Genomic DNA, 23,690 nt, shown 5'->3' on the forward strand with positions numbered 1-23,690 from the left:
CCTAAAATTGAAAACTACTGTAACAAGTAAAAGGTGGGCATTGCCCACCATATCTTGCACCTTTGCCTGAGAACAAAAAATTATCAATTTGGTGGATCTAACTTATTCACAACCGTAGCCCACAAAATCATTGGCGAACCTACAGCCAAACAGAATAACCATTGCTGTAATGTTAGTGGTGCTGTAGAAAAAACTTCATTAATCAAAGGCACATGAGAAAAGACAATTTGTAAAAGAATTGCCCCCAGAATTCCCAACCCAATTGCCGGAATATCTACATTTTCTTGAATTGTACCATCCATTTTAGCAATCAAATTTGGCACTAACTGACTGATACTCAACAAATAAAATATCCTACCTGCAATCAATGAATTAATTGCCATTGTTCTAGCCAAATTGACATCACCTGTTGTAGCTTGAATATATTCAAAAACCCCAAATATCACAACCCAATTAAACAGAGAAACTGCTAAAATTCGCTTTAATCTGCTACTAGAAAGTATGGGTTCATTGGGATGGCGAGGAGGTTTTTTCATGACATTTTGTGCTTTGGGTTCAAATGCCAATGGCACTGTCATGGTTATGGAATTCAGCATATTAAGCCAGAGAACTTGTAGCGCCAAAATGGGTAATTCTCTTGACAACAATACGCTTAGTAAAATTGTCATCGATTCCCCTCCATTAACCGGGAGAATAAAGCAAATAGCTTTTAAGAGATTTTTATAAACTGCCCGTCCTTCCTCTACTGCGGCTTCAATGGAGGCAAAGTTATCATCGGTCAGCAACATATCTGAGGCTTCTTTAGCAACTTCCGTACCCGCACCACCCATGGCGATTCCGATATCTGCTTGCTTTAATGCGGGTGCATCATTAACACCATCTCCCGTCATTGCCACTATCTCGCCTTTAGATTGCAGCGCCTCTACCAAGCGCAACTTCTGTTCTGGCGTAACACGGGCGAATACCACACCTTCTTCTGCAACTTGTGCGAGTTCCGCTTTATCCATTTTTGCCAGTTCTGCACCAGTGAATGCCAGAACTGAACCATTTTTGTGAATTCCCATGCGTCTAGCTATAGCCTGTGCTGTAACTGCATGGTCACCAGTAATCATCTTGACTTGAATTCCTGCTTCTTGGCAGGCTTGTACTGCCTTGATGGCACTCTCACGAGGCGGATCGATCATCCCTTGCAAGCCTAGGAAAATTAACCCAGTGTCAATGTCGGGATGATTGACTGTAATTTGAGAATCCGGTACGGGTTTCTTTGCTAAAGCCAGTACCCGCAAACCTTGCCGTGCCATGATGTTGACTTCTCGTTCAATGGTGGTTTGGCGTAAGGTTTCTACACAGTCCATTGGACGGGGCTGTCCTTCTGTATTCAACATCAGGGTGCAGCGCTTAAAAATTGCCTCTACTGAACCTTTAATGTATATAGTGCTACCTATAGGAGTTTCATGCAATGTCGCCATGTACTGATAATCAGATTCAAAGGGAATGGCGTCCAGCTTTCGCATTTGCTTGGCTAGGAAAGATTGATTAAGACCCGCTTTACGGGCAGAGGTAATTAATGCTCCCTCTGTTGGATCTCCAACGACTACCCACTTTCCATCTTTGTTTTCTAAGTTGGAGTCATTGCACAAAATTCCTGCTAACAAACACTCTTGCAAGCCTTTATCAGTGTTTAAATTGACTGGTTTATCATCCCTCAGAATTTCTCCTTCTGGTGCATAACCTACACCACTGGCTGTATATTGGTGTCCCCCAGCATAAATAGCTTGTACTGTCATCTGGTTTTCTGTGAGAGTGCCTGTTTTATCAGAACAGACAACAGTTGCACTCCCTAAAGTTTCGACAGCTGGTAATTTGCGAATAATCGCATTCCGCTTTGCCATACGCGATACACCAATCGCCAGTGTTACTGTCACAACAGCTGGCAACCCTTCAGGAATAGCGCTGACAGTTAACGCTACTGCTGCTTCTAAAGCATCTTGTAAGCCTTTGTAACTCAGCCCTACAACAAAGGTGAGAGTTGCCAATCCCAAAACTACCCGCAGCCAATTTTGGCTGAATTTATCAAATTTTCGGGTTAAAGGAGTAGAAATATCCGTGTGTTGCTCCATTAATTGGGAAATATGCCCGGTTTCGGTATTATTTCCTGTGGCAACTACGATCCCCTTTGCCTGTCCAAAGGTGACGAAGCCTCCTGCATATGCCATGTTCTTGCGTTCTGCGAGGGGGGTTTCGCTCTTTAAGACAGAGGTAATTTTTTCTACCGCGACGGATTCACCCGTAAGTCCAGATTCATCAATTTGTAAATTTTTGGCTTCTATTAATCGTAAATCTGCTGGCACTTTGTCACCAGAAGCAATTAAAACTATGTCTCCTGGAACTAATTCTTGTGAAGGAATGCGTAGTTTTTGGCCGTTACGGATGACGGTGGTTTCTGTGGTAATGGCTTTAGCAAGGGCTGCGATCGCGCCTTCAGCTTTGGATTCCTGCACAAAACCAATGATGGCATTGGTGGTAGTAACGCCCCAAATCACGCCTGCATTTACCAAACTTCCCGACAGCGCTTTGACTAAACCCGCACAGAGCAAAATTATCAGCAGTGGTTGGTTAAATTGCAAGAGAAACTTTAACCACCAAGGTTTGGTTTTCTTTGCTGTCAGTTCGTTTGTCCCAAACTTCGCCAATTTTTGTTTGACTTGGTTACTGCTCAATCCCTTCTCTAGGTGAGTTTCTAGAAGTGCGATCGCTTCCCCAATTTCCAAAGTATGCCAAACCTGGGGCTGCTTCTCGGACAGTCCAACGGGAGATATAACCTGAACCATATTTTTTTAAAATCTAGTGTTATTATTTATTTAGCACGAATAAATAGTGCCAAACTAAAAATAAAACTAAAAAAATTCAATACTACCTATTGTGTTTCTCAATAGTTGCATGAAAACCACAGAAGAGAGTATGCTTGCCCTGTCAGTAAGAGAGTGATAACCTGAAAGCGTGTGAATTTGAATTTGTCTGTAACTTTAGAATTGATTGGGCGCTCAGCAGAATTTCAGCAGATAGTGGAAATTCTGGCACGGGATGGAGATTTGTTAATAGCGGGAGTACCGGGAAGTGGACGGCGTACTCTAGTGCGAGGTGCAGCCCAAGAAGTAGGAGCAATAATGTTAGAGGTAGACTGCATTCGCGCTACTGATGGGCAGAGATTTTTACAATTGTTAGCAGAAACGATTAGTCAAAACTTTGAACCAGTTCCCATTCGGGAATGGTTAGCGAAAACTGGAGGTGAATTCTTTGCTTTTCATCCTGAAGGTAATGGCGGTAAGCTCAAACCTTTGCGTTTTCTCAATCAGAAGCAGCTATGGCAAACGTTTGAAATGCTGATTGCTTTGCCACAAAAGTTGGCAGAAGATACAAGCAAGCAAGTGGTGTTGATATTGCAAAGTTTTCCTCACATACGTTCCTGGGATCGCAATGGTTTGTGGGAAACAACACTAAGACGAGAAATTAAACAGCAAGATCGCGTAAGTTACGTATTAATCGCAACTATTGCAGAAATTAGCAATCACCCAGAAGACAACAACTACCCGTTAGACGTTGTACAGTTACCCCCTTTAGCAAAAGATGTCATGGCTGTTTGGGCGAGAGAGATGCTACACGCTTCGGGATTGACATTTGATGCGCGATCGCGTGCATTGCAGTTATTTCTAAATGCAGTACAAGGACACATTGGCGATGCTGTGTCCCTCATTCGCCGCCTCCAAACATTTCGCCGTCCTGATGGTTTAATCGCCGAACACGAAGTACAGCTAGCAATTGAAGGGTTGCTCAAAGATTTATCTATCGTTTTTGAGTCTTTGCTGATGCTACTTCCGGCTAATCAAGTGCATCTTTTAGAATGTTTGGCTATCGACCCAACAGAAAAACCTCAGAGTAAAGAGTATATTCAGAAACATGGTTTGTCTCGTGGTGGAAGCCTTCAGGGTGCATTGTTGGGATTGCAGCACAAAGGCTTAATTTACGGTCACGAACAAGGTTATCGATTTGCGTTACCGTTACTGGCTTTATGGTTATGCGAGCGTTTGATTTGATACAGTTAACAGATTTTTCCCTCCTGGCTAACTTTCTTAACTGGTCACTGGTCACTGAGTAGCCAAAAACCCGTATAAGTCATACCAGAATCATCCGGTTGCACGACTAAAAAGTGCAGTCCTCGACTTTGTTGCTTCCGTTGTGCGTAAACCCTCGCAGCATTTGTCACTTCTTTATCTTCAAATGTAGCAACAATCCACCTGTCAACTAAACCTGCTTCCAACACCAATCCATCAGGTGTACCAGCAATATAATTCAAGGCTATGGGATGGGCTTGTTGCAACCACCGTGCTAAACGCATGGATTGTCGTCCACCATAAATAACGACTCCCGGAACGGGTACTGTTGATGCCAAACCTAAATTGAGAGGTTGTAGATGCTCTGGCATTTCTAAAACGGGGATAGGACGATCGCTAAATGCATCTACCACTTCACCAGCAGCGAGTGATGCAAAACGCCATTGTTCTCCCCATAAATTTTCTGGTAATGGTGTGGGGGGTGGTTTATCCAAAGCTATAGGATACTGCTTTTCTTGCAACCACTGTTTCAATGCAAGAGCTTGGCGAGTTGGTTCTACTGTAATGCCCAAACTCTTTCCCGCTTGTTCGAGTATGCTGAGAGATTGAGGGCGAAAAACTTGAAGTAAGTTTGGCAGTTTTTCTCTAGCTGCTTGCTGAAGTTGAGAAGCCACCCAACTAGAGTTCGCTTTTGCTTGCGGACAAGTGGCTTCATATTCAAAGCTGCGATTTGCATCACAAATCAGCAAGTACCATAAAACTTGTCCAGATGCATCTGGCTCTTGACATCGATAGAAATCAGCTTGCCAAATTTTCATTTGAAAATAGGGAGTAGGGAGTAGGGAGTAGGGAGTAGGGAGTAGAGATTTCAGGACTGCCTTCTTCTACTGAATGAATTCTTGGTACTGCTTATCGCCACGAATTTTAGCAAAATCTGGGTCAGTTTTTGCCAATTTTTTATACTTCTCAGGATAAAGCTTGACAGCTTTTTGCAAGTTTTCCACAGCTAGTTTAGCATTACTTTGCAAAGCGTAAGCACAAGCTTTGTTGTAGTAAGCTTCGTGCTGGTTTGGCTGAATCACAATTGCTTTATCATAGGATGCGATCGCTTCTTTGTAGCGTTGCAACTTTGTAAGAGCGATGCCTTTGTTGATCCATGCTTCATGCTTGTCTGGTTTGATTGCAATTGCTTTGTCGTATGATGCTATGGCTTCTTTATCTCGCTTCAAAGCACTTAGGGCATTACCTTTATTGAACCATGCTTCATGTTTGTCTGGTCCGATAGCAATTGCTCTGTTGTATGATGCTATGGCTTCCTGATGCTGGTGTAAAGAGTTGAAGGCGTTACCTCTGTTATTCCATGCTTCGGCACTTTTAGGTTTAATCGATATTGCTTTGTCGTAAGCTGCGATCGCGTCTTTGTAGCGTTGCGAGTTGAACCAGCTATTGCCTTGATTAAAATAATCTTCTGCTTGTTGAGCTTCGTTTACTTCCGTCAGCAGTTGGGAAACATTTACTTCTTGTATAGCTTGGTTGCTATATTGTCCTGATGATTTTGTATCACCACAACCAAACAAGAATAAAATTGCGAATAAGCTAGTTGCTTGAAACAAGCGCCTATGAACCATGCGTTAATAGATAACTCATAATTACAATCCTAGAACAAGATGGCTTTCTTAAAAAGTATAAAGCTGTACTGAATATTCTACAGAAAACATGAAATAGCTTGTTTGAAAAAGCTTTCAGAGCAAACAAATCTGGAAAAGTTCAGCAAGATATATTGTATCATATATGACTCATAAATATTAATTTGTTTGTGAATAAAAATATATTGAAAAATCGAAAAGCTAACCACTGAAGATCGACAGATGAGAAAAGAGTGCTTAATTTAACACTACGGAGGTTGCTTATGGTGTGATATCGCGGCTACGATGAAACCACTGTTGAATCGGGGCGTGCTAGTGCCAAAATATAAATATGTCGATTGAATCCAACTCCAACTCATCCAAGTCTCACTCACAAGACTCCCTCTCAGAAGACATCTTACAGCCAGATGACTTTGAAGATGGGCGATGTGAAAATCCCCTATTCCCCACTGAACTTGCTACCCAGCAGGCTTTAGCCGCAATTTCATCCCAACAATCTCCACAAAGAATATCCACGCTCCAACAATTACGTTCTGTTGTTAATGGACGCACTACTAACTCTGTAACAGTTAAACCCAGAGCAATACTGCTTATACTGGTAGCGATCGCGATCATTATTATTGGAATGACCATCAATAACTCAATTGTTGGTGTCTGCGGAATCTTGATGGCTCTACTTTTGTCGCTTGCGGTGCTGTTACCAGCAGTAGAAACGGCTATAAAGCAGTGGTTTTCAGCACAAGAGCGAGCCATATTTGTTGCGTTTTTGGGAGTGGTAGCAGCTCTTGTAGGTACAGTCAAGTTTAGCGGTTTTGGCGATCGCCTTCTCGATTGGGGACGCAAAATTAACTGGGAAGCTTCTGGGACACTAGCAGAGTGGTTTGGTGCATTGGGACAAATTCTCATCGCCATTATCGCGGTATACGTTGCTTGGCGACAATATGTGATTTCTAAAGACCTGACGATTCAGCAAAACTTTCTCACCATTCAGCAAAATATCATTACCCAGCAACAGACAATTGACTCATATTTTCAAGGCATTTCTGACTTAGTATTGGATGAAGAAGGATTATTAGAAGATTGGCCTCAAGAAAGAGCGATCGCAGAAGGTCGAACTGCAGCAATCTTAAGTAGTGTTGATGGAAGTGGTAAAGCAAAAATACTGCGCTTTCTCTCACGATCTAGACTGCTGACTCCTCTGAAACGCGATCGTCGATTGGGTAGACCGATTCTAAATGGCGTTGGTGGTTATGCTGAAGACCGTATTGAGGGCGTGCGCGTTATCGATTTGGGGGTTATGCTAGCAGGAGCAGACCTTGCTGGGACAGATTTGCGGTGGACTGACTTATCTGAGGTCAATTTTGTCCGCGCTGACCTCAGTAGTTGCGATTTGGTAAAAGCCAACCTCTCCCGCTCTATCTTATATGAAACCAATCTTACTGGTGCTGACCTCAATGGAACTCGCCTGTTCTACGGTTCTGTTGAAAAAGCATCACCCCGCAGCCGTACTGAACCACCAGACTATGAAACTGGCGAATATACTGGTGCTGTTGTAGAAAATGCTGATTTCACCGACGCTCAACGGATGTCTGAATCTGCAAGATACTACTGCTGCGCCTGGTGTGGTGAAAAAACAAGAAATACTATCCCAGGCGGTTGCGAAGGGATTCCAAGTAAATTAAGTGACCAGTGACCAGTGACCAGTGACCAGTGACCAGTGACCAGTGACCGGTGACCAGTGACGACTAAGAAAAAATCTCACCTTCAGGTAAAGTGAGGACTTCAACACCTTCTTCTGTCACTGCTAACGTATGCTCGCATTGGGCGCTGAGTTTGCGATCGCGTGTCAATGCAGTCCAGCCATCGCTTAAAACTTCCACCTCCCAGGTTCCTTCGTTAATCATGGGTTCTATAGTAAAAACCATACCCGGTCTGAGACGTTTTCCTTTCCCACGGATACCGTAGTGAGGAATTTCCGGTGGAGTATGGAAAGTGTGACTGATACCGTGTCCTACAAAGTCTCGCACCACAGAAAAACCTTGCGATTCTGCGTACTCTTGAATTGCAGCCCCAATATCTCCGATGTATCCTCCTGGTTTAACTTCCTTTATACCTCGGCGACGGCACTCTTTTGTAACATCTACCAGCTTTTGAGCTGTGGGGGAAGGTGTACCGACAAAAAATGTCTCTGATGTATCACCGTGGTAACCATCCACGATGAGTGTCACATCAATATTAATAATGTCTCCATCGCGAAGAATTTGCATGGCATTGGGAATGCCATGACAAACCACTTCATTAATACTGGTACATATGGACTTGGGAAAACCTTTATAACCGAGAGGGGCGCTTTTTGCTCCATGAGCTTGCGTCCAACGTTCTGCTTCATCATTTAGCTCCAGAGTGCTAACCCCTGGTTTAACCATTGGTTCAAGGTGATGCAAAAGTTGAGCAGCCAAGCGCCCAGCCTTACGCATTTTTTCTATTTCTCTGCTAGATAATAAGACAATTGTTTTGCTGTTGTTCATAAAATTTAGTTTAAAACACAAGGTAGGCGCATCTCAGTAGAGAGTGTCATTTGTCATTTGTCATTTGTTATTGGGAGGAAATTGGTCACAACGCTTGTCATGAAAATAAATCCTCCACCCACTCCGTACTCCCTACTCCCTATTTTCGGTTGTCGGGCTGTTGAGCAAGGAACATTTTTTCTTCTATAGTCTTTCTGGCTTCTTCTATCTGTGCCGCTAGCTTTTCTTCGTCAGGTAGTTTTAATTGATACTCTGCGGCTAGGACATTAGGTAAATTGGCTAATGCATAGTGTACAACAGCTTCATCTTTTTCGCTACACAATATTAAACCACCGGGGGGATTTTCTCCTGGATATGTCCAATTTTCTTTGGCGTAATTAACATAAAAATTCATTTGTCCGGTGTCAGCAGGTGTTAGTTTTCCTAATTTCAAGTCAATAATTATAAGACATTTCAACACCCGATGGAAGAATAATAAATCTACTCTATACCACTCATCACCAATACGTAACCGTCGCTGACGACCGACAAAAGAATATTCACTGCCTAATTCTAGTAAAAAATGCTCTAAATTATCAATTAAAGCTTGTTCTAAATCGCTTTCTGAGTATTCATCCTTTAACCCTAAAAATTCTAATATGAAGGAGTCTTTAATTTCTTGTTCTGGAGTTATGATATCTTCTTTTTGCTTTTCTTCACCTTTATTCAGTAATGACGCTTTATCTTCCGAAATGGCTACTCGTTCATAAAATTGACTTTCTATTTGTCTTTTAAGTTGTCTTTCGCTCCACCCAGCCCTTAGTGCTTCAGCTTCATAAAATTTTATAGCATTGATATTTTTAACAGTCAAAAGTCGCACATAATGCGACCAAGGTAATGAAAATTCTTTGGCTAAAGCTGATAAATCTAATTGACCAGACACTGTCTGGTCAATATTAGTATATAAGTTAGATTTGCCAGACAGTGTCTGGCAAATGTTCCATTCTAAGTAAAAAGCACGCATTTGTTGGAGATTACTTCGAGAAAACCCTTTGCCAAATCTTGCTAATAAATCGTCTGACAATCGTTTGATGACGGCTGCCCCATACTCTGCTCTCTGCTCTCCACTCTGCTCAAGCTCTACAATTCTACGCCCTATTTCCCAGTAAGTCGCCGTCATGATGGCATTCACCGAACGAGCCGCAGCACGACGAGATGATTCAAGTAATTTGATTACATCAGTGAGAGTATTGTCGTAGCCGTCGATCATAAGAGGTAAGATAATTTGCAAAAAGTGTTTTAAATAATACTATACTTTTCATTATAATTGAAACGTTTTTTGGAAAAGACTCAGATCCCCGACTTCTTTAAGAAGTCGGGGATCTTTTAAGACTGCTGTATAGAGTAGTTTGAAGATAATTAACTAAATTCCCACTTTCGGTTTTGGAAACATGGTAACTTTCTTAGCTAATCCCAAATTTTGCAGAATTTTAATTGACCACCAAGTCATATCTATTTCCCACCAATGCAATCCAGCTTGTGCTACATTTGGGTGAGCGTGATGATTGTTGTGCCAACCTTCTCCATAAGTTAAAATTGCTGCCCACCAAAGATTACGAGAATTATCATTTAACTGGAAATTGCGATAACCACTAATGTGGGTTGCAGAATTAATGAGCCACGTGGTGTGCCAAAGCAAAACAGCTCTGAGAAAAACGCCATAGATAATAAAACTCCAACCTCCCAAAGCATACAATAAGGCACCCAAGGGAATTTGAAGCAGTAAAAAGTAACGATCTAACCAACGATAATATGCATCGCGCTCTATTTCAGGAGCAAATCTTTTATAGTGTTCGGGGTCAAAAAACTCCGAACGCGGATAAAATATCCAAAGCATATGACTCCACCAAAAACCACGCCGGGAAGAGTAAGGATCTTTGTCTATGTTCTCTGTATGGGCGTGGTGTAACCGATGCCCAGCAACCCAAAAGGTTGGTCCTCCTTGTATGGCAAGAGCGCCTAATGTGGCGATCGCATATTCTAACCATTTTGGTACAGAAAAACTGCGGTGGCTCAAAAGTCGGTGATAGCCTAGGCAAATTCCAATACTGCCAAACAACCAGTGTAGGAATATTGTTATTGCTAAAGCAGACCAAGAAAAACACCAGGGAGCGAGCATTGCCAGGGCATGAATCGTACCGAAAAATGCCACATTAGTCCAGCTCAGAGCAAATGACTGCTTCAAGGCAGCCGCATCTGAGTTTATAGTCATGAATTTTTCCTTCCACGTAAGTACTGTAGAAACTAGGGGAGAGAGTTAAAGTAGGAATTGAGAGTGCAAGTGCCACTTACATTTCCTAGCTTAGCAAAGATAAAATTTAAATGCAAGTGCTACTTGCATTCTTCACTTATGAATGGTCAAATCATTTCAACTCGACAGCGACTGATCGACGCAGCCAGATTCTTATTTGCAACTCAAGGAATCACAGAAACGACAACAAAAGCCGTTGCAGAATTAGCCGAAGTCAACGAAGTGACGCTTTTTCGGCATTTTGGGAATAAATACGGGTTGCTTTTAGCAGTCATTTCCGAATCCCCAGTGTTTCAAAAACTCGGTGAATTGTTAAAAATACAAGCCAGCCACACGACCAGTGTTTATCAAGCTCTGAAAGATTATTGTGAAGATCGATTACAGACTCTGGATAAATTCCCACAGTTAGTTCGTTCTGTGGTTGGTGAGGCAGGACATTACTCAGTTGAAAACCGTCAGGCGATTGGAAAAGGTTTAACCCAAGCCAACCACTATGTTGCTGAATACTTAGCAACAGTGATGGAACGAGAAAAGCTATATACGCATTTATCAGCCGACAAGCTAGCAAGTTTACTTAATAGTATGTTATTGGGGTATGCTGTAGTTGAATTTACAAGTGAATCTCACGAACTTTGGCGTAATAGAGATGAGTTTTTAGAAAATTTAGTAACGCTGTTTTTAAACCAAGTGACAAATTCTACTAGTTTAATAAATAGTGGCTCTCTACTAACAGAGAAAGTCATAGATTTATCAGCTCATTTAGTTCATACTATTTTGCAAAAAGCCAGAAAATCCGGGCTTCGAGATTATGCTCTCATGTACGTTTTATTTGGGGCGGGTTTATCTCCAGTAGAAATTGTCAACTTAGAGCGAATGCACCAAATAACAGATGCCAAACAGCACTTTTTACAAATAACTCAAGATTCTATTCGACAAGTGCCGATTAATCAATGGATTTTAGGGCAGCGATATGGTTCTTACACGCGCAATCCATTAACTCAATGGCTAAAGAGTCGTAAAGATGAGCACTTGGCATTATTTCTTAACGATAATAGTGTGCCAATCTCAGAGATAGAAATACACCAACGCTGGCAAATTTTAACCGAAGGGTTATTGACACCTGAAGGGCAACAACCAGTTATTGAGCAAGCTCAACAAACGTGGTGTGTGGATATGTTGATGAAGGGAATGAATTTGGAAGATATGAGTTTAATTACATGTTGGAACTTGACTAAACTACAACCGTATGCTCGTCGAGCTAGAGAAAAAGCGGCTCTGAAGCAGGCTATTGTTTTAGATCGGAAACCTTAGGAAGAAAGGGAGTAGGGAGTAGGGAGTAGGGGGTAGAGGGTAGGGGGTAGGGGCTATTCCCTCTCCAGTATGAACGGGCGGGGACGCCCGTTCCACAACAAAATGCCACAACAAAATGCTGTGGTTCTAGACTCTGGTCACTGGTCACTGGTCACTGGTCACTGGTCACTGGTCACTGGTCACTGGTCACTGGTCACTGGTCACTGTTAACAAGCACTGTTAACAAGCACTGTTACGCCCTCTTCAGTAGAACGCCTTGCTGCATCTGCAACTCTAAGAGTGTATAAACTTTCCTCTGGAGTTAGATACAAGGGAGTGCCATTGATTAAACGATCCAAAACCATTGTTGTATCTTTAGCAAATAAACCTCGTCGAGTTCCAATTTCTATAGGTTTTCTTTCTCCTGCTTGTACCAGAACACCCGTATCGTCATTAAAAAGAAGTCCTCCATTTTCGCCATGAACTTCAAACTTACGTTCTAGTTGCCATAGAGTCTCACCTTTACCATAAATAACGTGACCTAACAATCCACTGCGAAAGGAAAGTTGAGCTTCACAGAAACAGCTTTGGTAATAATCTGTTTCTACTGTCCAAAATCGGTTATGACAATTTACCGACATAACTTCACCAAATAAATCTATAAGACGGTGCAATCGGGACAAACCACCTATCAACGGAAAACCAAAAAGCTCGTGATTGTACGTCCATTTTCGAGGTGCGGGATGTTCGGGTTTGATAGTGTTGTAACGGACAAAAAATGCTTGACCAATTTTCGGTAAGTGTTGCTTTACAGCTTGATGTAATCCACCCAACATTTCAATATGTTCGACGTGTAAAAGTCGGTTTTGTGTTTTTGAAAGTGCGATTAATTCTTCAGCTTCTACCACATCAAAAGAAAGTGGATATTCTACTACCACATGTTTGCCATTCTTCAACGCTTCCCGTACAACTGCGCCGTGATCCCTATTGACACTACAAATGACAACCAAGTCTACATTTTCTTGCTGCACAAGATCTTGCCAAGAATCGACCATTTCTGCTTGGTAGTTTCTGGCAAAGGCTTCTGTCTTTTCTGGTGTATTGCCAGCCACTGCAACTAAATGGGAACGCTCATCTTGTAGAAATGCCTCAGCCCTGAGCTTTGCGGCAGCTCCAGTACCAACTAAACCTACTCGTACAGAATTTTCTTGCAAAAATACTGAGTTACTATACATTGGAGTCACCAATCTGTCTACCCTATCGTACTTACACTTAGATTTTTCATCAAAGTGCGTTTTTCTACTTCCAGTTTTGTCTAAAAATTATAACTTTCTTTAATAAATTAGCAATGAGGAATCCTGTTTGATTTCTAAAAATATACGTAGGTAGGGCTAAAACCCATTAGAAGTGTTCTATGGTGGTCTTTCGCTCTACCTACAGTAGTTAGTACCTACTGACGCATCTAATCTCTCAGTATAATTAAGGAAGTCTTTGGCTTGTAGTCGTAAATTCTTTCGCTAATTAGGCAATTGTATAATAAACTGCGATCGCAAGTAACGAATTGACCTGTATTTAAATTTTTTTTGTAGTCATAAAATTATCTAATCATCTAGCAAGTTGCTGCTGATTAATATAAGTAAAACTAATCGTGATTGGGTAACTAAATTTCATTACTAATCGGGCTTAAATTCCAGTTGCATCCTTTTAGTTTTCTCGTAGTATCAAAAGTGAAGCAAATTTGGAACAGCGGCAGATCTGTAAAGATAAGCCGTTATATTTGCTTTAAGATAACTTATACTGCCGTTGAACAAAGAGAGGATTACCAAATGCCTACGTACAAAGTCACACTTATCAATGAAAGTGAAGGTGTAAACAAAACAATTGATGTAGCAGATGATGAGTACATTCTAGACATTGCTGAAGAGCAAGGTCTAGAACTGCCTTACTCCTGTCGTGCTGGTGCTTGCTCCACTTGTGCAGGTAAAATGGTTTCTGGTACTGTTGACCAGTCTGACCAATCATTCTTGGATGATGACCAGATTGAAGCAGGATATGTACTGACCTGCGTTGCTTACCCAACCTCTGACTGCACCATCGAAACTCACAAAGAAGAAGAACTTTACTAGAGGCCATTCCTCTTCATACCATTTTGGATAGGTGGATTTTAGATGAGTGGATTGAGACAGCCTTGCTTAGACTTAATCTCAACCAACTATCTGTCTCATTCTTTTTTCAATTTGGTATTAAATATCAGCTTTTTCCAAAAACAATTGCTGTCGTAAAGACAGCATAAGAAAAAAGCAGCACAGACAAAAGATTGTTGGCTTTGCTGTGTCTGCTTTATACACCTACTTTGGCAATTAGTCTAAGTTTATGTTAAATAGTACCGAACGCAGCGCTAACTGTGTTCGGTGCTTTATTGACCTAATATTTAGTGTGACACCTATTTGCAAGGCATGGGGCATTTGTCACTGGTCACTGGTCACTGGTCATTTTCTATCCTGGTAGTTTGTTGTTTTGCTCGATCGCATTCCTGAAAACTTCCATTTTTGTTCCAGGATAATAAAATTGGAGGATTTTTGGGCTTGACCAGCCGAGGCGGGCTAAATTTTGAGCACCTGTTTGGCTTAAGCCTACTCCGTGTCCCAACCCACCACCAATAAAGGCGTATCCCCAAAGACCAGGTTGCCCTTTATTGAGGGGTTTTAGATAGAAAAATGTACTGACAGGAGCGGCAAAAGCACTGCGAACTTCGTCTTTATGTAGTGTAAAAGCACCTATATTTGTATCGACTTCTAATTTGAGAATACGTCCGCTCTTGCTTCTTTCTACGACTTGCATCTCTTTAATAGTTTTAAATTTTGCATAGGGGCTTTTCTTCACTTTCAGAAATTTTTGCAAGTCTTGGGCAATATCTTCTAGTTTAGTTTCCCTTTGCCACCGGAATAAGTCCCTCTGACTCTCGTTAAATCCTTGCTTGAGATTGATAAACTGTTGAAAGTTATTTTCATTCTTCAAACTTTGCCCGGATAAATTCCATAGATTGTTACTTGGGGCATCTACCACGGGTTGTAGGTAAGGACGGTCATCACCATTCCAAACATCACTAAAAGACGCTGTCACGCCACCAGTGGTGGAAGAATAGAGGGCATCTACTAGCTGATTTTGATAGATCAGTACCATACCTCGTGTTGCTGCGATCGCTCGATCCGTATTCGCAGTGACTCCATTCAAACCATAGTAAACTTGACAGTGAGTATCCGCGCATAATTGATACCCATCTATAGCAAATCTATGTACATTTCTTAAGGCATAAGTCCGCGCAATAACTGCTTGCACTTCTAACGCTGCTGTTGGTGATGAAGCGCCAATTTCATAGGGTACAACTCCACGCAGATAGGTTTCTAAAGGCACTTCGTTAACCAAAGTAAAACTTCCGTATGCATTGGGCTGAACTTCCATCCTTCCGGCATACAGACGTGCATTCTCCGGTTTTTGACTTTCATTGACCCGAATTAAATTCTGGTTGCTGCTAATCTGTATATTCTTCTGAGTGTAGCTTTTGCCATTTGCTTGCCAGCTTAAAAGCGGTACTTGTTGCAAAATTTGGGTATCGACAAATACCGTCTTATGACCGGCGGCTAGTACGCTTTGTACGAGCAAGCGTCTGAGTAAAGGCGTTTTGTATACAGACCGTTTTGCCCACACTTGCCAGCGATCCGGCTGAGCAATCTCCACTTCTATGCCCCGTTCTCGCCACTTTCTAGCACTATCTTCAGCAGTCTCATAAGTACGGTAGACTCCTAAAACCACTCTTTCCTCGACTGCGGCTTGCGGTAAAGGTTGCATTTTAACTTCTAGCTTTACCGGCTTGTTGGTGACAACGATTTGTTGTCTGTTGCCGTCCTGAAATTTTAGCTTCAGACTATCGCCTTTGGTAGGTTCGAGTAACAGCTTTTCTGTAGGTTCGTCTCCAAACCGCTGCACTATGCCAATCCTGAGTTCTGCATCCTTTGTTTTGCCCGCAGGTCCCGATGCACCTGTTAGACCTAGTAAACAAAATAAGGGGAGTAAGGTATAAGAAATACGCCAGATAATTTTCATGAATCTTAGTATTGCCGCCAGATCTATCTAGGGGTAGTTGTTTTTTGATTATGAATGATGAACTGTTGCTGGTCAGCTTACGTCGTTTAATTTGGGAAGTTTTATTTGGTTCAGTCACTGCCCTATTTTTTAAGGCAGGACTAGGTTTGTCAAAGAACTTGCTTAGAAGTTCAACAACTATAAAGAGCGATAATGGCTTTGCAACTATTTAGTTGAGTGTTGCGATTGCCACATTTATCACCTCCTTTGCACATCTTACAATAATGTGCAATATTATTCCGGATAAACAAAAAATACAGTTCATTGGTACGAAACAGTGCCGATACCGTTGATTCTGTTACCCAAACGATTGGCTTATTTACTGCAATCGTTATAAGAATAAATACTTAATTTCACTTCCTACAAAATCTATGGAGAAAGATGAAATCTCAGCATTTTCTACATGGAGACGGCTATTTCACCACCAGTGTTCCTCATCATACTTTTGCAATATCATAAAATTTCTGGAACAATGTCGTGTTTGTACCATAAATTTTTTGATGATAGTACTACCCATCTGACTTACACAATCAGTTGCTAGTTAAAGTCATAACGACTATGATTTATCTAAAGGCAATAAAATTTACTAACAAAACATACTATGGTCAGAGTTCAAGAAATTCCTTTAAACCAAATACAGCGACCTTTGCCCAGAAAGAACGATCCAGAGAAAGTCCTAGCTTTAATGGAATCGATCGCAGAGATTGGACAGCAAGAGCCAATAGACGTTTTAGAAGTTGAGGGAAAATATTACGGATTTTCTGGGTGCCATCGCTACGAGGCATGCCAACGTTTGGGTAAAGAAACTATCATAGCCAGAGTCCGCAAAGCCCCTAAAAGTGTTCTCAAGATGCATTTGGCTTAAGAACAGTGACCAGTGACCAGTCACCAGTGACCAGTGACCAATTTTTGTTTAAGATTTGAGTAGACGCGTAAAAACTAAGGGTGGCTTCAATCCAAAATCCAAAATCCAAAATCCAAAATCCTGGTAGTTTTACCCAAAAGTTGCAGGACTTAATGCAACGGGTGGAAATTTCTAGCTTTAAAGCTCTGAGTCTTGCTGCTGGCGTCTCAGAGCGCCAAATTTTGCGTTTGCGACGGTTGGGAGTTGAACAGATGCGAGTGGATGTGTTGCTCAAGCTATCGCAAGCGCTACAAGTTTCTTTAAATGAATTTATTACAATTTTTTCTCAACTGGAGTTGGTAAAGGATGCAACTCCACCAAGTCAAGAATTATTAAAACAAATCATGGATATAAGAAAAGAGTACGAGCGAGTACAAGACCAACTTCAACAGCAACGGCAAGTTTTGATACAAGAGTTCCAGCAGTCGAGTTTGCAACTGCTGGAATCTTTGTTAGTGCAGTTTCCTACGGCGGCACACAAAGCTAGAGAGAATACTCAATTACCTGCGGTTAATATTTTGCCACTGATACAAAAGCCTTTGGACAAACTTTTACAGCAATGGGGTGTGGAGGCGATCGCATCTGTGGGAGTAGAATTACCTTACGATCCCCAATTGCATCAGTTAATGGAAGGCAGGGTACAACCAGGCGCAATGGTCAAAGTCCGATATACGGGTTATCGTCAAGGTGACAAGCTGTTGTACAGAGCAAAGGTTAGCCCAGTAACAGTGAACAGTGACCAGTGACCAGTGACCAGCGATCGGTGTCGGGGGATGAAGTGATGAGAAAAAGTAAAGAATTGTAAAGTAGATTATGAATTTGTAACTGCCACGTTGAATTTTGATGAAAGTGGATGGGAATACTATTAAGGGGAAGCTACCCTTCCGATTTCTAATTCTCAATGTCCAATCCCCAAAACTCGTATTTATACTGAAGTTTTTCAACAAAATTATGTGAAAATTTCTATTATTGATAATGGAGTGAGAATCTCAAAAGAGATAAAACAACGACTTTTCGATCCTGTCTTTACAACTAAGTTAATTAACAAAGGGAGTGAAATGGGGCTTTTTATCAGTTACCAGATTGTTACGCAAAAACATGGTGGTTCGTTGGAGTGTTTTTCCATACCAACGGGCGTTGCTCCTGCATGCGATCGTTGTTCCGCTTCGCCAATAAAGAGTCATTAGTATGGTGGAACAAGAGTTTACCCGGATATGAATAAGAAATTAAAACGAACAATTCATGATTAATTTACATTAATAACTTATATCTTACATTTTTTCTATGGCAGTCATTTTTCAAATGAATTACTATTGAGATGTACTGACCAACTCAACACATCATTAGTATAACTACAAGTTCCAAAATCATATGGCAAATCCAGTTGTGAAAGTTATTCAACCCAATGGAATTTTAGACTCTACTCAGGGGCAAGAGTTTAGACAAACAGTTAACGAAATTTTGGAACAAGACAATGGCACAAGAATCGTATTAATCGATTTTAAAAATGTGACATTTATGGATAGCTCGGGTTTGGGCGCTTTGGTTTTAGCCTTTAAAGCTCTGCGTGCAGCAGATAAAAAACTGATTATCTGTGCCATAAACGAACAAGTTAGAATCTTGTTTGAATTGACTGGTATGGATAAGGTATTTGAAATATTCCCCAATGAAGAGGAATTTAATAAAACTGTTATGTCTAGAAGTTAATCAAACTGAATTTGGATTATAGATAAGTCATCATCAATAGCATCTTTGGAGTTTAAAGTATTGATATAATTGAGTATAGAATCAAGGTTATTGTCAAAGCGGTGCTCTAAGTTAATCAGAACTTGAATAAAAGCATCTAAAGTCCAAACAGTGCCATCTGATAGACTGATCTCATAAGCCCCGTCACTAAAGATGTAAAGGCAACTGGATTCTTCTATATGACAGATGCCATCAACATACTTTACTTGAGGAAACATGCCGACTGGCATACCGGGTGTCCTCAATCTTTTAACCACATTGGTTTTTGAAGATTGCTTGGATATCAAAATAGCAGGTGGATGACCGGCGCTAGCATAGGTTAACTGTCGCTTGTTTCGGTTGTAAACTCCATACCAAATGGTAAAGTACTTATCATTTTGATAATTCATTTGAAAGGTGTCATTCAATGCCCTCAATACGTCGCTAGGCTGGTAATAATTTAGTCCTTTAAGAGCATGCGATCGCAGTAAATTGAGTACGGAAATTGAGGGAAGAGCCGCTCTCAATCCATGTCCGGCAGTATCTAAGAGATAAATCGCCAGATAATCAGGGTCTAACCAATAATAATCCAGGCAATCACCTCCGAGCTGTCGTGAGGGAATGAATCGGAAATTAATTTTAAAGGGTTGCATCATTGGAGGTGGCAGAAGAGACTTTACATATTCTGCCGCTTCTGACAATTCTGACTCCAGAATTTGCTTTTGAATTTGTAAATCTCGGCTAGCTTGATGCAAGCGCAACCCTGCTCTAACTCGAGCTTGTAATTCATTTTGTTCAATAGGTTTTGTAATAAAGTCATCAGCGCCTGCATCTAACCCCTTAACACGGTCAGCCACTGAATCTAAAGATGTTAGTAGGATAAAAAAGGTGGTGGACAATTTGGGATTTGCTTTAACTTGTTTACAAACCTCGATTCCGTTTAAACCGGGCATTATCCAATCACAAATAATAAGTGCAGGACAGCAAGAAATTGCCTTGGCAATTCCTTCCTCTCCATCATTGGCTACCATCACCCTGTAACCCTGTCTTTCTAGCATTCTTTTCAGAAGTATTTGTACGGCAGGGTCATCATCAACTACTAAAATTTCAAACACATTAGTCATTAGTCATTGGTCACTGGTCACTGGTCACTGGTCACTGGTCTTTATGGAGGTGATAGGGGATTTAGCCACAACAGGACAGTACGTTGCAACTCCTGAAGGTCACGGTATACTTCTTGCCTGAACCACTGTCCTAAGGCATCAAAAGGCGAAAACGATTCACCTGTTTGCCATTTAATATCTTGCCCTAAAGGAGTTGTGTGAGTTCCTGTAAGTGTTTGTACTGTCACCATGTCTGAAAAGCGCTGTTTTAATAGTTCAGTTAAAGCAGCTGATTGGTCAAGGGTGTCGTTGCTAAATTTTACTAGCAGGTTTCGACGGACTACATATTGCTCTTGTACGAGTTGGTTCATTTTTAACGGCGAAGGAGTAAACTCGACAGCAGCAGCCAGGTTGAACTGTTCGACTAGGGGAATGGCATCTCTGGCGGCATAGTTGTTATAGGATATCAGGATATTACCAGCACGTTCTACAGCAAAGAGGCTGCCAATCAGCAAGTGGAGTTTACACCCCATGCTGTGTCCAACCCCATAAATGGGAAGGTAGCGCTTGCGAATCGCTGACGAATCTTGTAAGCGTTCTAAGGCGCGTTCAAAATTTAGCAGTACAGACTTTGCGATCGCGTAATGATCCAAAGTATTGATGAACGGCGTAGCAATAACAGCATAGCCTTTAGTTGCCAGTTGTTCTAGTAACCAGCGATAGGTAATGTGAGGTGCTGTCGCGACAAATGCACCTCCGAGAAAGTGAACGATGCCAATGGGATTTCGCGGAATGAGAACCCAGTTACCAGATATTTCTTTCCAGTCCATGTACGGAAAATTAGCAGTAGAAATTTAGAAGTTAATACTTCTTCATCGTATAGCTTGTTTACCTGTCTGGAAAATGGGGAGTGGCGAGTGGGGGGGCAAGATGCCCATTCTCGATCAAAGGCGGGCAAGATGCCCGCACCACAATCACCGGATAATTTATTTACCAGAAACCCCGATAATTAAGCCGCCACAGCTTCTTCATAGGGAACGAAGGTTTTCTTCGTAGCGCCACAAATTGGACAGTGCCAATCTTCAGCAATTGCCTCAAAGGGTGTCCCAGGTGCAATTCCTGAATCAGGATCGCCTGCGACAGGATCGTAAATCATGGAACACTGACGGCAAATCCATTTCTGAGTAGCTGGATTGCTACTAGTTGCTTTTTGTGCGGGTGCAACTCCATCTAAAGATTGTAATGCTTCTGTATACTGACGGGCATGATGGTGTTCGATGGGTGTCAGCAATCCAAAGTTGTGTACTGCTTTACGGAATATTTGAGCGTGTTCGCGAGACTCTACCTGCTGCGCTTCAAATTCTACTGCTGCTTTGGTATCCCGATCTGCACGTGCTGCTTCTGTAAAGTCAGGATACATAATCGTATATTCGTAGGTTTCACCCTCGATCGCTAATTCCAAACAACGGGCAGCAATGGCTTTCTTCTCCTCTTCAGTTAAGGAAGCGATATCATTCACTACCAACTCTGGATGCATTAACCTGAAGTGAGCAAAAGCGTGTTCTGTCTCTTGATTTGCTGTTTCTCGAAACAGTTTTGACAATTCCGTCATTCCTAACTGACGGGTAACTTCTGCAAAGAACAGATACTTGCGGTTCGCCATTGATTCTCCAGCAAAAGCGTCAGCTAAATTCTTTGCGGTGTTAGAGTTGGATAAGTCCATTACTTCTCTTCTCTTAGTTATTAATTTACGGATTGCCGCTATCGGGACAATCTTGATAACTCGTACTCATAATGAATACGCTTAATTAGATTGTACTCATTACGAGTATGGATAAGCAAGTTTTTTAAGATCTTTTTACTTACGCATTTGTGGTATGTAAAAATAAAACCCCCTGGAGTTGGGGGTCTAAAGGTATTATGGTTGTGGCCCGGAGGGCTAACTATATATAGAAGACAGTACATTTAACTTATGCAGAAAAATAAAAACCCCCTTATTTTGCGTAGGGGGCTACCGTATTGTGGTTGTGGCCCGAGGGCTTAGTTATATATAGGAGCAAATCGGTTCTGTTTATGCACTTCTTAGAAAAGATCGCATCTCTAAAAAGAAAGAACTGTTCGCAATGTGCCTGTTACAATCGTACCGTTTGATTCTTGGTTAGAGGGATTGGTAATCACTTGAACCAAAGGCGTCACTTGGATGTTGTAACTTATAGGAAAGTTATAAAACGCTTCAAAGTTGGTTTGAGTCGAGTCACCAATTTCATTAGCAATGAAGGGTTGCCCTGCGGCGATACCAGCTAAAGCACCCCTAGTAAACAAGTCTGGAAAAGCGACTCCTGCCATCCAGTAGTTAGGTTTGATGTCGCCAACGAAGGTGTTGTCGTAGTTCCCATAGCCATAACGACCAAATATGGCGAATTTTGATGAAAGTGCTAGCTCGAAATTAGCCCCAAACACGTCGTAGCGGTTATCTAGAACTTCACCACCACTGTACTGAAGGCGTAAAGCAAATTTTCTAGAAGGAGCATATTCTAGTTCAAATGTACCTTGATATGTGTCACCAAATATGCCAGCGTCGCCAAAGTTTCGATTGGGACTAATGGGATACAGTAGGGGAATAAACGATGCTGTCCCTCGGAGAACATCACCAGCATTTTCTAGATTCAAATTGCCTGGTTGGGATGCTCCTGATGCTGCATACAAAGCTCTGACTGAGAATGCTCCTCCACTAGGCTTCCAATCAATTGCTGCACCTGATGATGGACCGCTAATCGGGAAGAGAAGATAGTTGTTGGTAAATGCTTGAGTGCTAAAGTCGCGGAAACTAAGGTAAGCATAGCTGTTGCGATCAATATAGTCAGTTGTGCGAATATCAGGTCCAATAGAAACTCTGAAGTCTTTGAACGGTTGAAAAGTGTAAGATACCCTTGCCAGCGCAATATCAGTGTCATTGGGTGGTTCAACAGAAAAGTCAAGGACGCTACCAAAGGTTGGCTCTAAAAATCCCGCCGCATCGTCAATACCTCTAACTGGACCACTACCTGTGTTGATAGTTGTACCACTGCCCGTGTCAATACGAATCAGTAACAAATCATTACCAAAGAAACTTGTGTTGAAATCTATACCGGCTCGGTATGATATCGTAGGGTTTGGGTTTTCAGTGGCAAGGACTTGATCTCTGGGATCGATAATGCGATCGCCATCAAATCCACCTGCATTCAATCCTATGACCACTTGACCGGTTAATTTTGTGGTTGTGGAGAATTGATTTGCCTCTATTTCCGCCGTTTTTGCTTCCAAAGCATCGACTCGTCCCCGCAATGTGGCTAATTCTGAAGAAAACTCTTGTTGAAGTCTTTGCAAAGTTGCTAGGTCATCACGAGAAACTAAATCTGCTGTACTTGCTGCAATCAGTTCATCAATCCTTGCCAAGGCAGCATTTAAACCTGCTGCAAATTCATAACGTGTCATGGCACGGTTTCCCCGAAATGTTCCATCGGGGTAGCCTGCAATAACTCCATAACGCTCAACTAACGATTGGAGTGCTTGAAACGCCCAATCAGTAGGTTGCACATCTCTCAGTTGGCTAACTGAGGTCACTCGATCGCCTGGATTAGAAGCTCCAGAAGTTGGGGGTTCTCCCTGTTGAGGTGACTGAGTGAGAACTGGCTCTATCTGAGTGATGGGTTTGGTTACCGATTCAGAAGTGTTGCGAACTGGTTCAGATTCAGCAATGTTTTGGGTTTGAGTTGTCTCAGCTAGTCCGGCATTGTGCGAAAGCATTAGGTAAGAGCAAGCGATCGCACCAGTAAAAGTTTTGAAAATCTTTCTCATATGATGAGGGGCTTTATAGTAAATAGCGGTCTGTTTTATTTTGTGAGGAGCTACGAGATCCCCGACTTCTTTTAGAAGTCGGGGATCTGAAAACTTACCGACGAAAACAACT

21 protein-coding genes are annotated in these 23,690 nt (G+C 41.8%); 9 read left to right on the top strand and 12 right to left on the bottom strand.

Features of this window, described 5'->3' with window-relative positions; genetic code table 11:
* Positions 1-83: 83 nt before the first annotated feature.
* A complete protein-coding gene (locus tag WA1_RS28605) occupies positions 84-2,831 on the bottom strand; it encodes a cation-transporting P-type ATPase (protein WP_017747177.1) in 2,748 nt (915 codons plus the stop codon).
* A 171-nt stretch (positions 2,832-3,002) separates the two neighbouring features.
* Here WA1_RS28605 and WA1_RS28610 point away from each other — a divergent pair, with 171 nt between their 5' ends.
* On the top strand, positions 3,003-4,094 hold the full coding sequence (locus WA1_RS28610; protein WP_017747176.1) for an ATP-binding protein: 1,092 nt from the start codon (positions 3,003-3,005) through the stop codon (positions 4,092-4,094).
* 44 nt (positions 4,095-4,138) lie between these two features.
* Here the strand turns inward: WA1_RS28610 and WA1_RS28615 are convergent, their stop codons facing one another.
* The gene (locus tag WA1_RS28615) at positions 4,139-4,930 is read right to left on the bottom strand and encodes a Tab2/Atab2 family RNA-binding protein (protein WP_017747175.1); all 792 of its coding nucleotides are present in this window, start codon (positions 4,928-4,930) and stop codon (positions 4,139-4,141) included.
* A gap of 66 nt (positions 4,931-4,996) precedes the next feature.
* Positions 4,997-5,740 (bottom strand): tetratricopeptide repeat protein, encoded by a 744-nt coding sequence (locus tag WA1_RS28620; RefSeq protein ID WP_017747174.1) that lies wholly within the window; start codon positions 5,738-5,740, stop codon positions 4,997-4,999.
* 349 nt (positions 5,741-6,089) lie between these two features.
* On the opposite strand from WA1_RS28620, the gene WA1_RS28625 reads away from it, so the two are divergent.
* Complete coding sequence (locus tag WA1_RS28625) at positions 6,090-7,451, top strand: pentapeptide repeat-containing protein (RefSeq protein WP_017747173.1); 1,362 nt, start codon at positions 6,090-6,092, stop codon at positions 7,449-7,451.
* Positions 7,452-7,503: 52 nt separating this feature from the next.
* On the opposite strand, the gene map is transcribed toward WA1_RS28625, so the two are convergent.
* The 3 genes from map to WA1_RS28640 form a co-directional block, all read right to left on the bottom strand.
* Positions 7,504-8,286, bottom strand: coding sequence for a type I methionyl aminopeptidase (gene map, locus WA1_RS28630; protein WP_017747172.1), 783 nt, complete (start codon positions 8,284-8,286; stop codon positions 7,504-7,506).
* Between the two features lie 139 nt (positions 8,287-8,425).
* Positions 8,426-9,535, bottom strand: a complete 1,110-nt coding sequence (locus WA1_RS28635; RefSeq protein WP_017747171.1) for a PDDEXK nuclease domain-containing protein — start codon at positions 9,533-9,535, stop codon at positions 8,426-8,428.
* A 153-nt stretch (positions 9,536-9,688) separates the two neighbouring features.
* Positions 9,689-10,537 (bottom strand): acyl-CoA desaturase, encoded by an 849-nt coding sequence (locus tag WA1_RS28640; protein ID WP_017747170.1) that lies wholly within the window; start codon positions 10,535-10,537, stop codon positions 9,689-9,691.
* A gap of 138 nt (positions 10,538-10,675) precedes the next feature.
* Between WA1_RS28640 and WA1_RS28645 the strand changes: the two genes are divergently transcribed.
* The gene (locus WA1_RS28645) at positions 10,676-11,887 is read left to right on the top strand and encodes a TetR family transcriptional regulator (RefSeq protein ID WP_017747169.1); all 1,212 of its coding nucleotides are present in this window, start codon (positions 10,676-10,678) and stop codon (positions 11,885-11,887) included.
* Positions 11,888-12,093: 206 nt separating this feature from the next.
* Here the strand turns inward: WA1_RS28645 and WA1_RS28650 are convergent, their stop codons facing one another.
* Positions 12,094-13,101: a Gfo/Idh/MocA family protein gene (locus WA1_RS28650; protein WP_017747168.1), complete on the bottom strand. Its 1,008-nt coding sequence runs from the start codon at positions 13,099-13,101 to the stop codon at positions 12,094-12,096.
* A 591-nt stretch (positions 13,102-13,692) separates the two neighbouring features.
* On the opposite strand from WA1_RS28650, the gene WA1_RS28655 reads away from it, so the two are divergent.
* Positions 13,693-13,992: a ferredoxin gene (locus tag WA1_RS28655; RefSeq protein WP_017747167.1), complete on the top strand. Its 300-nt coding sequence runs from the start codon at positions 13,693-13,695 to the stop codon at positions 13,990-13,992.
* Between the two features lie 370 nt (positions 13,993-14,362).
* On the opposite strand, the gene WA1_RS28660 is transcribed toward WA1_RS28655, so the two are convergent.
* Entirely contained in the window at positions 14,363-15,970 is a 1,608-nt protein-coding gene (locus tag WA1_RS28660; RefSeq protein ID WP_017747166.1) for a SpoIID/LytB domain-containing protein, read from the bottom strand.
* Between the two features lie 50 nt (positions 15,971-16,020).
* Between WA1_RS28660 and WA1_RS57350 the strand changes: the two genes are divergently transcribed.
* The 5 genes from WA1_RS57350 (at position 16,021) to WA1_RS28675 (ending at position 18,620) form a co-directional block, all read left to right on the top strand.
* Positions 16,021-16,182, top strand: coding sequence for a hypothetical protein (locus tag WA1_RS57350; RefSeq protein ID WP_017747165.1), 162 nt, complete (start codon positions 16,021-16,023; stop codon positions 16,180-16,182).
* A 428-nt stretch (positions 16,183-16,610) separates the two neighbouring features.
* The gene (locus tag WA1_RS28665; protein WP_017747164.1) at positions 16,611-16,874 is read left to right on the top strand and encodes a ParB N-terminal domain-containing protein; all 264 of its coding nucleotides are present in this window, start codon (positions 16,611-16,613) and stop codon (positions 16,872-16,874) included.
* A gap of 152 nt (positions 16,875-17,026) precedes the next feature.
* The gene (gene grpE / locus WA1_RS28670; RefSeq protein WP_051077107.1) at positions 17,027-17,659 is read left to right on the top strand and encodes a nucleotide exchange factor GrpE; all 633 of its coding nucleotides are present in this window, start codon (positions 17,027-17,029) and stop codon (positions 17,657-17,659) included.
* Positions 17,660-17,836: 177 nt separating this feature from the next.
* The gene (locus tag WA1_RS53380) at positions 17,837-18,100 is read left to right on the top strand and encodes an ATP-binding protein (protein ID WP_272819445.1); all 264 of its coding nucleotides are present in this window, start codon (positions 17,837-17,839) and stop codon (positions 18,098-18,100) included.
* A 184-nt stretch (positions 18,101-18,284) separates the two neighbouring features.
* Positions 18,285-18,620 carry an STAS domain-containing protein gene (locus WA1_RS28675; RefSeq protein ID WP_017747162.1) on the top strand — a complete coding sequence of 112 codons (336 nt, stop codon included), beginning with the start codon at positions 18,285-18,287 and terminating at the stop codon, positions 18,618-18,620.
* Here the strand turns inward: WA1_RS28675 and WA1_RS28680 are convergent.
* The 4 genes from WA1_RS28680 to WA1_RS28695 all read right to left on the bottom strand — a co-directional run bounded on the left by WA1_RS28680 (position 18,617) and on the right by WA1_RS28695 (position 23,578).
* Positions 18,617-19,753, bottom strand: coding sequence for a SpoIIE family protein phosphatase (locus tag WA1_RS28680; RefSeq protein WP_026135074.1), 1,137 nt, complete (start codon positions 19,751-19,753; stop codon positions 18,617-18,619). The two genes, WA1_RS28675 and WA1_RS28680, sit on opposite strands and share 4 nt — an antisense overlap.
* A gap of 50 nt (positions 19,754-19,803) precedes the next feature.
* Positions 19,804-20,571, bottom strand: a complete 768-nt coding sequence (locus WA1_RS28685; protein WP_017747160.1) for a DUF1350 family protein — start codon at positions 20,569-20,571, stop codon at positions 19,804-19,806.
* Between the two features lie 179 nt (positions 20,572-20,750).
* Entirely contained in the window at positions 20,751-21,464 is a 714-nt protein-coding gene (locus tag WA1_RS28690; RefSeq protein WP_017747159.1) for a rubrerythrin family protein, read from the bottom strand.
* A 377-nt stretch (positions 21,465-21,841) separates the two neighbouring features.
* Positions 21,842-23,578 (bottom strand): iron uptake porin, encoded by a 1,737-nt coding sequence (locus WA1_RS28695; protein ID WP_017747158.1) that lies wholly within the window; start codon positions 23,576-23,578, stop codon positions 21,842-21,844.
* Between the last annotated feature and the right edge of the window lie 112 nt (positions 23,579-23,690).

The sequence above is a fragment of the Scytonema hofmannii PCC 7110 genome (assembly GCF_000346485.2).
Classification (GTDB): domain Bacteria; phylum Cyanobacteriota; class Cyanobacteriia; order Cyanobacteriales; family Nostocaceae; genus Scytonema; species Scytonema hofmannii.

Excerpts from the sequence above, each read along its gene's own strand:
- WA1_RS28605 (WP_017747177.1), bottom strand. The coding sequence starts at position 2,831 with ATGGTTCAGGTTATATCTCCCGTTGGACTGTCCGAGAAGCAGCCCCAG.
- WA1_RS28615 (WP_017747175.1), bottom strand. The coding sequence starts at position 4,930 with ATGAAAATTTGGCAAGCTGATTTCTATCGATGTCAAGAGCCAGATGCA.
- WA1_RS28620 (WP_017747174.1), bottom strand. The coding sequence starts at position 5,740 with ATGGTTCATAGGCGCTTGTTTCAAGCAACTAGCTTATTCGCAATTTTA.
- WA1_RS28625 (WP_017747173.1), top strand. The coding sequence starts at position 6,090 with ATGTCGATTGAATCCAACTCCAACTCATCCAAGTCTCACTCACAAGAC.
- map (WP_017747172.1), bottom strand. The coding sequence starts at position 8,286 with ATGAACAACAGCAAAACAATTGTCTTATTATCTAGCAGAGAAATAGAA.
- WA1_RS28635 (WP_017747171.1), bottom strand. The coding sequence starts at position 9,535 with ATGATCGACGGCTACGACAATACTCTCACTGATGTAATCAAATTACTT.
- WA1_RS28640 (WP_017747170.1), bottom strand. The coding sequence starts at position 10,537 with ATGACTATAAACTCAGATGCGGCTGCCTTGAAGCAGTCATTTGCTCTG.
- WA1_RS28645 (WP_017747169.1), top strand. The coding sequence starts at position 10,676 with ATGAATGGTCAAATCATTTCAACTCGACAGCGACTGATCGACGCAGCC.
- WA1_RS28650 (WP_017747168.1), bottom strand. The coding sequence starts at position 13,101 with ATGTATAGTAACTCAGTATTTTTGCAAGAAAATTCTGTACGAGTAGGT.
- WA1_RS28655 (WP_017747167.1), top strand. The coding sequence starts at position 13,693 with ATGCCTACGTACAAAGTCACACTTATCAATGAAAGTGAAGGTGTAAAC.
- WA1_RS28660 (WP_017747166.1), bottom strand. The coding sequence starts at position 15,970 with ATGAAAATTATCTGGCGTATTTCTTATACCTTACTCCCCTTATTTTGT.
- WA1_RS57350 (WP_017747165.1), top strand. The coding sequence starts at position 16,021 with ATGAATGATGAACTGTTGCTGGTCAGCTTACGTCGTTTAATTTGGGAA.
- WA1_RS28665 (WP_017747164.1), top strand. The coding sequence starts at position 16,611 with ATGGTCAGAGTTCAAGAAATTCCTTTAAACCAAATACAGCGACCTTTG.
- grpE (WP_051077107.1), top strand. The coding sequence starts at position 17,027 with ATGCAACGGGTGGAAATTTCTAGCTTTAAAGCTCTGAGTCTTGCTGCT.
- WA1_RS28675 (WP_017747162.1), top strand. The coding sequence starts at position 18,285 with ATGGCAAATCCAGTTGTGAAAGTTATTCAACCCAATGGAATTTTAGAC.
- WA1_RS28685 (WP_017747160.1), bottom strand. The coding sequence starts at position 20,571 with ATGGACTGGAAAGAAATATCTGGTAACTGGGTTCTCATTCCGCGAAAT.
- WA1_RS28690 (WP_017747159.1), bottom strand. The coding sequence starts at position 21,464 with ATGGACTTATCCAACTCTAACACCGCAAAGAATTTAGCTGACGCTTTT.
- WA1_RS28695 (WP_017747158.1), bottom strand. The coding sequence starts at position 23,578 with ATGAGAAAGATTTTCAAAACTTTTACTGGTGCGATCGCTTGCTCTTAC.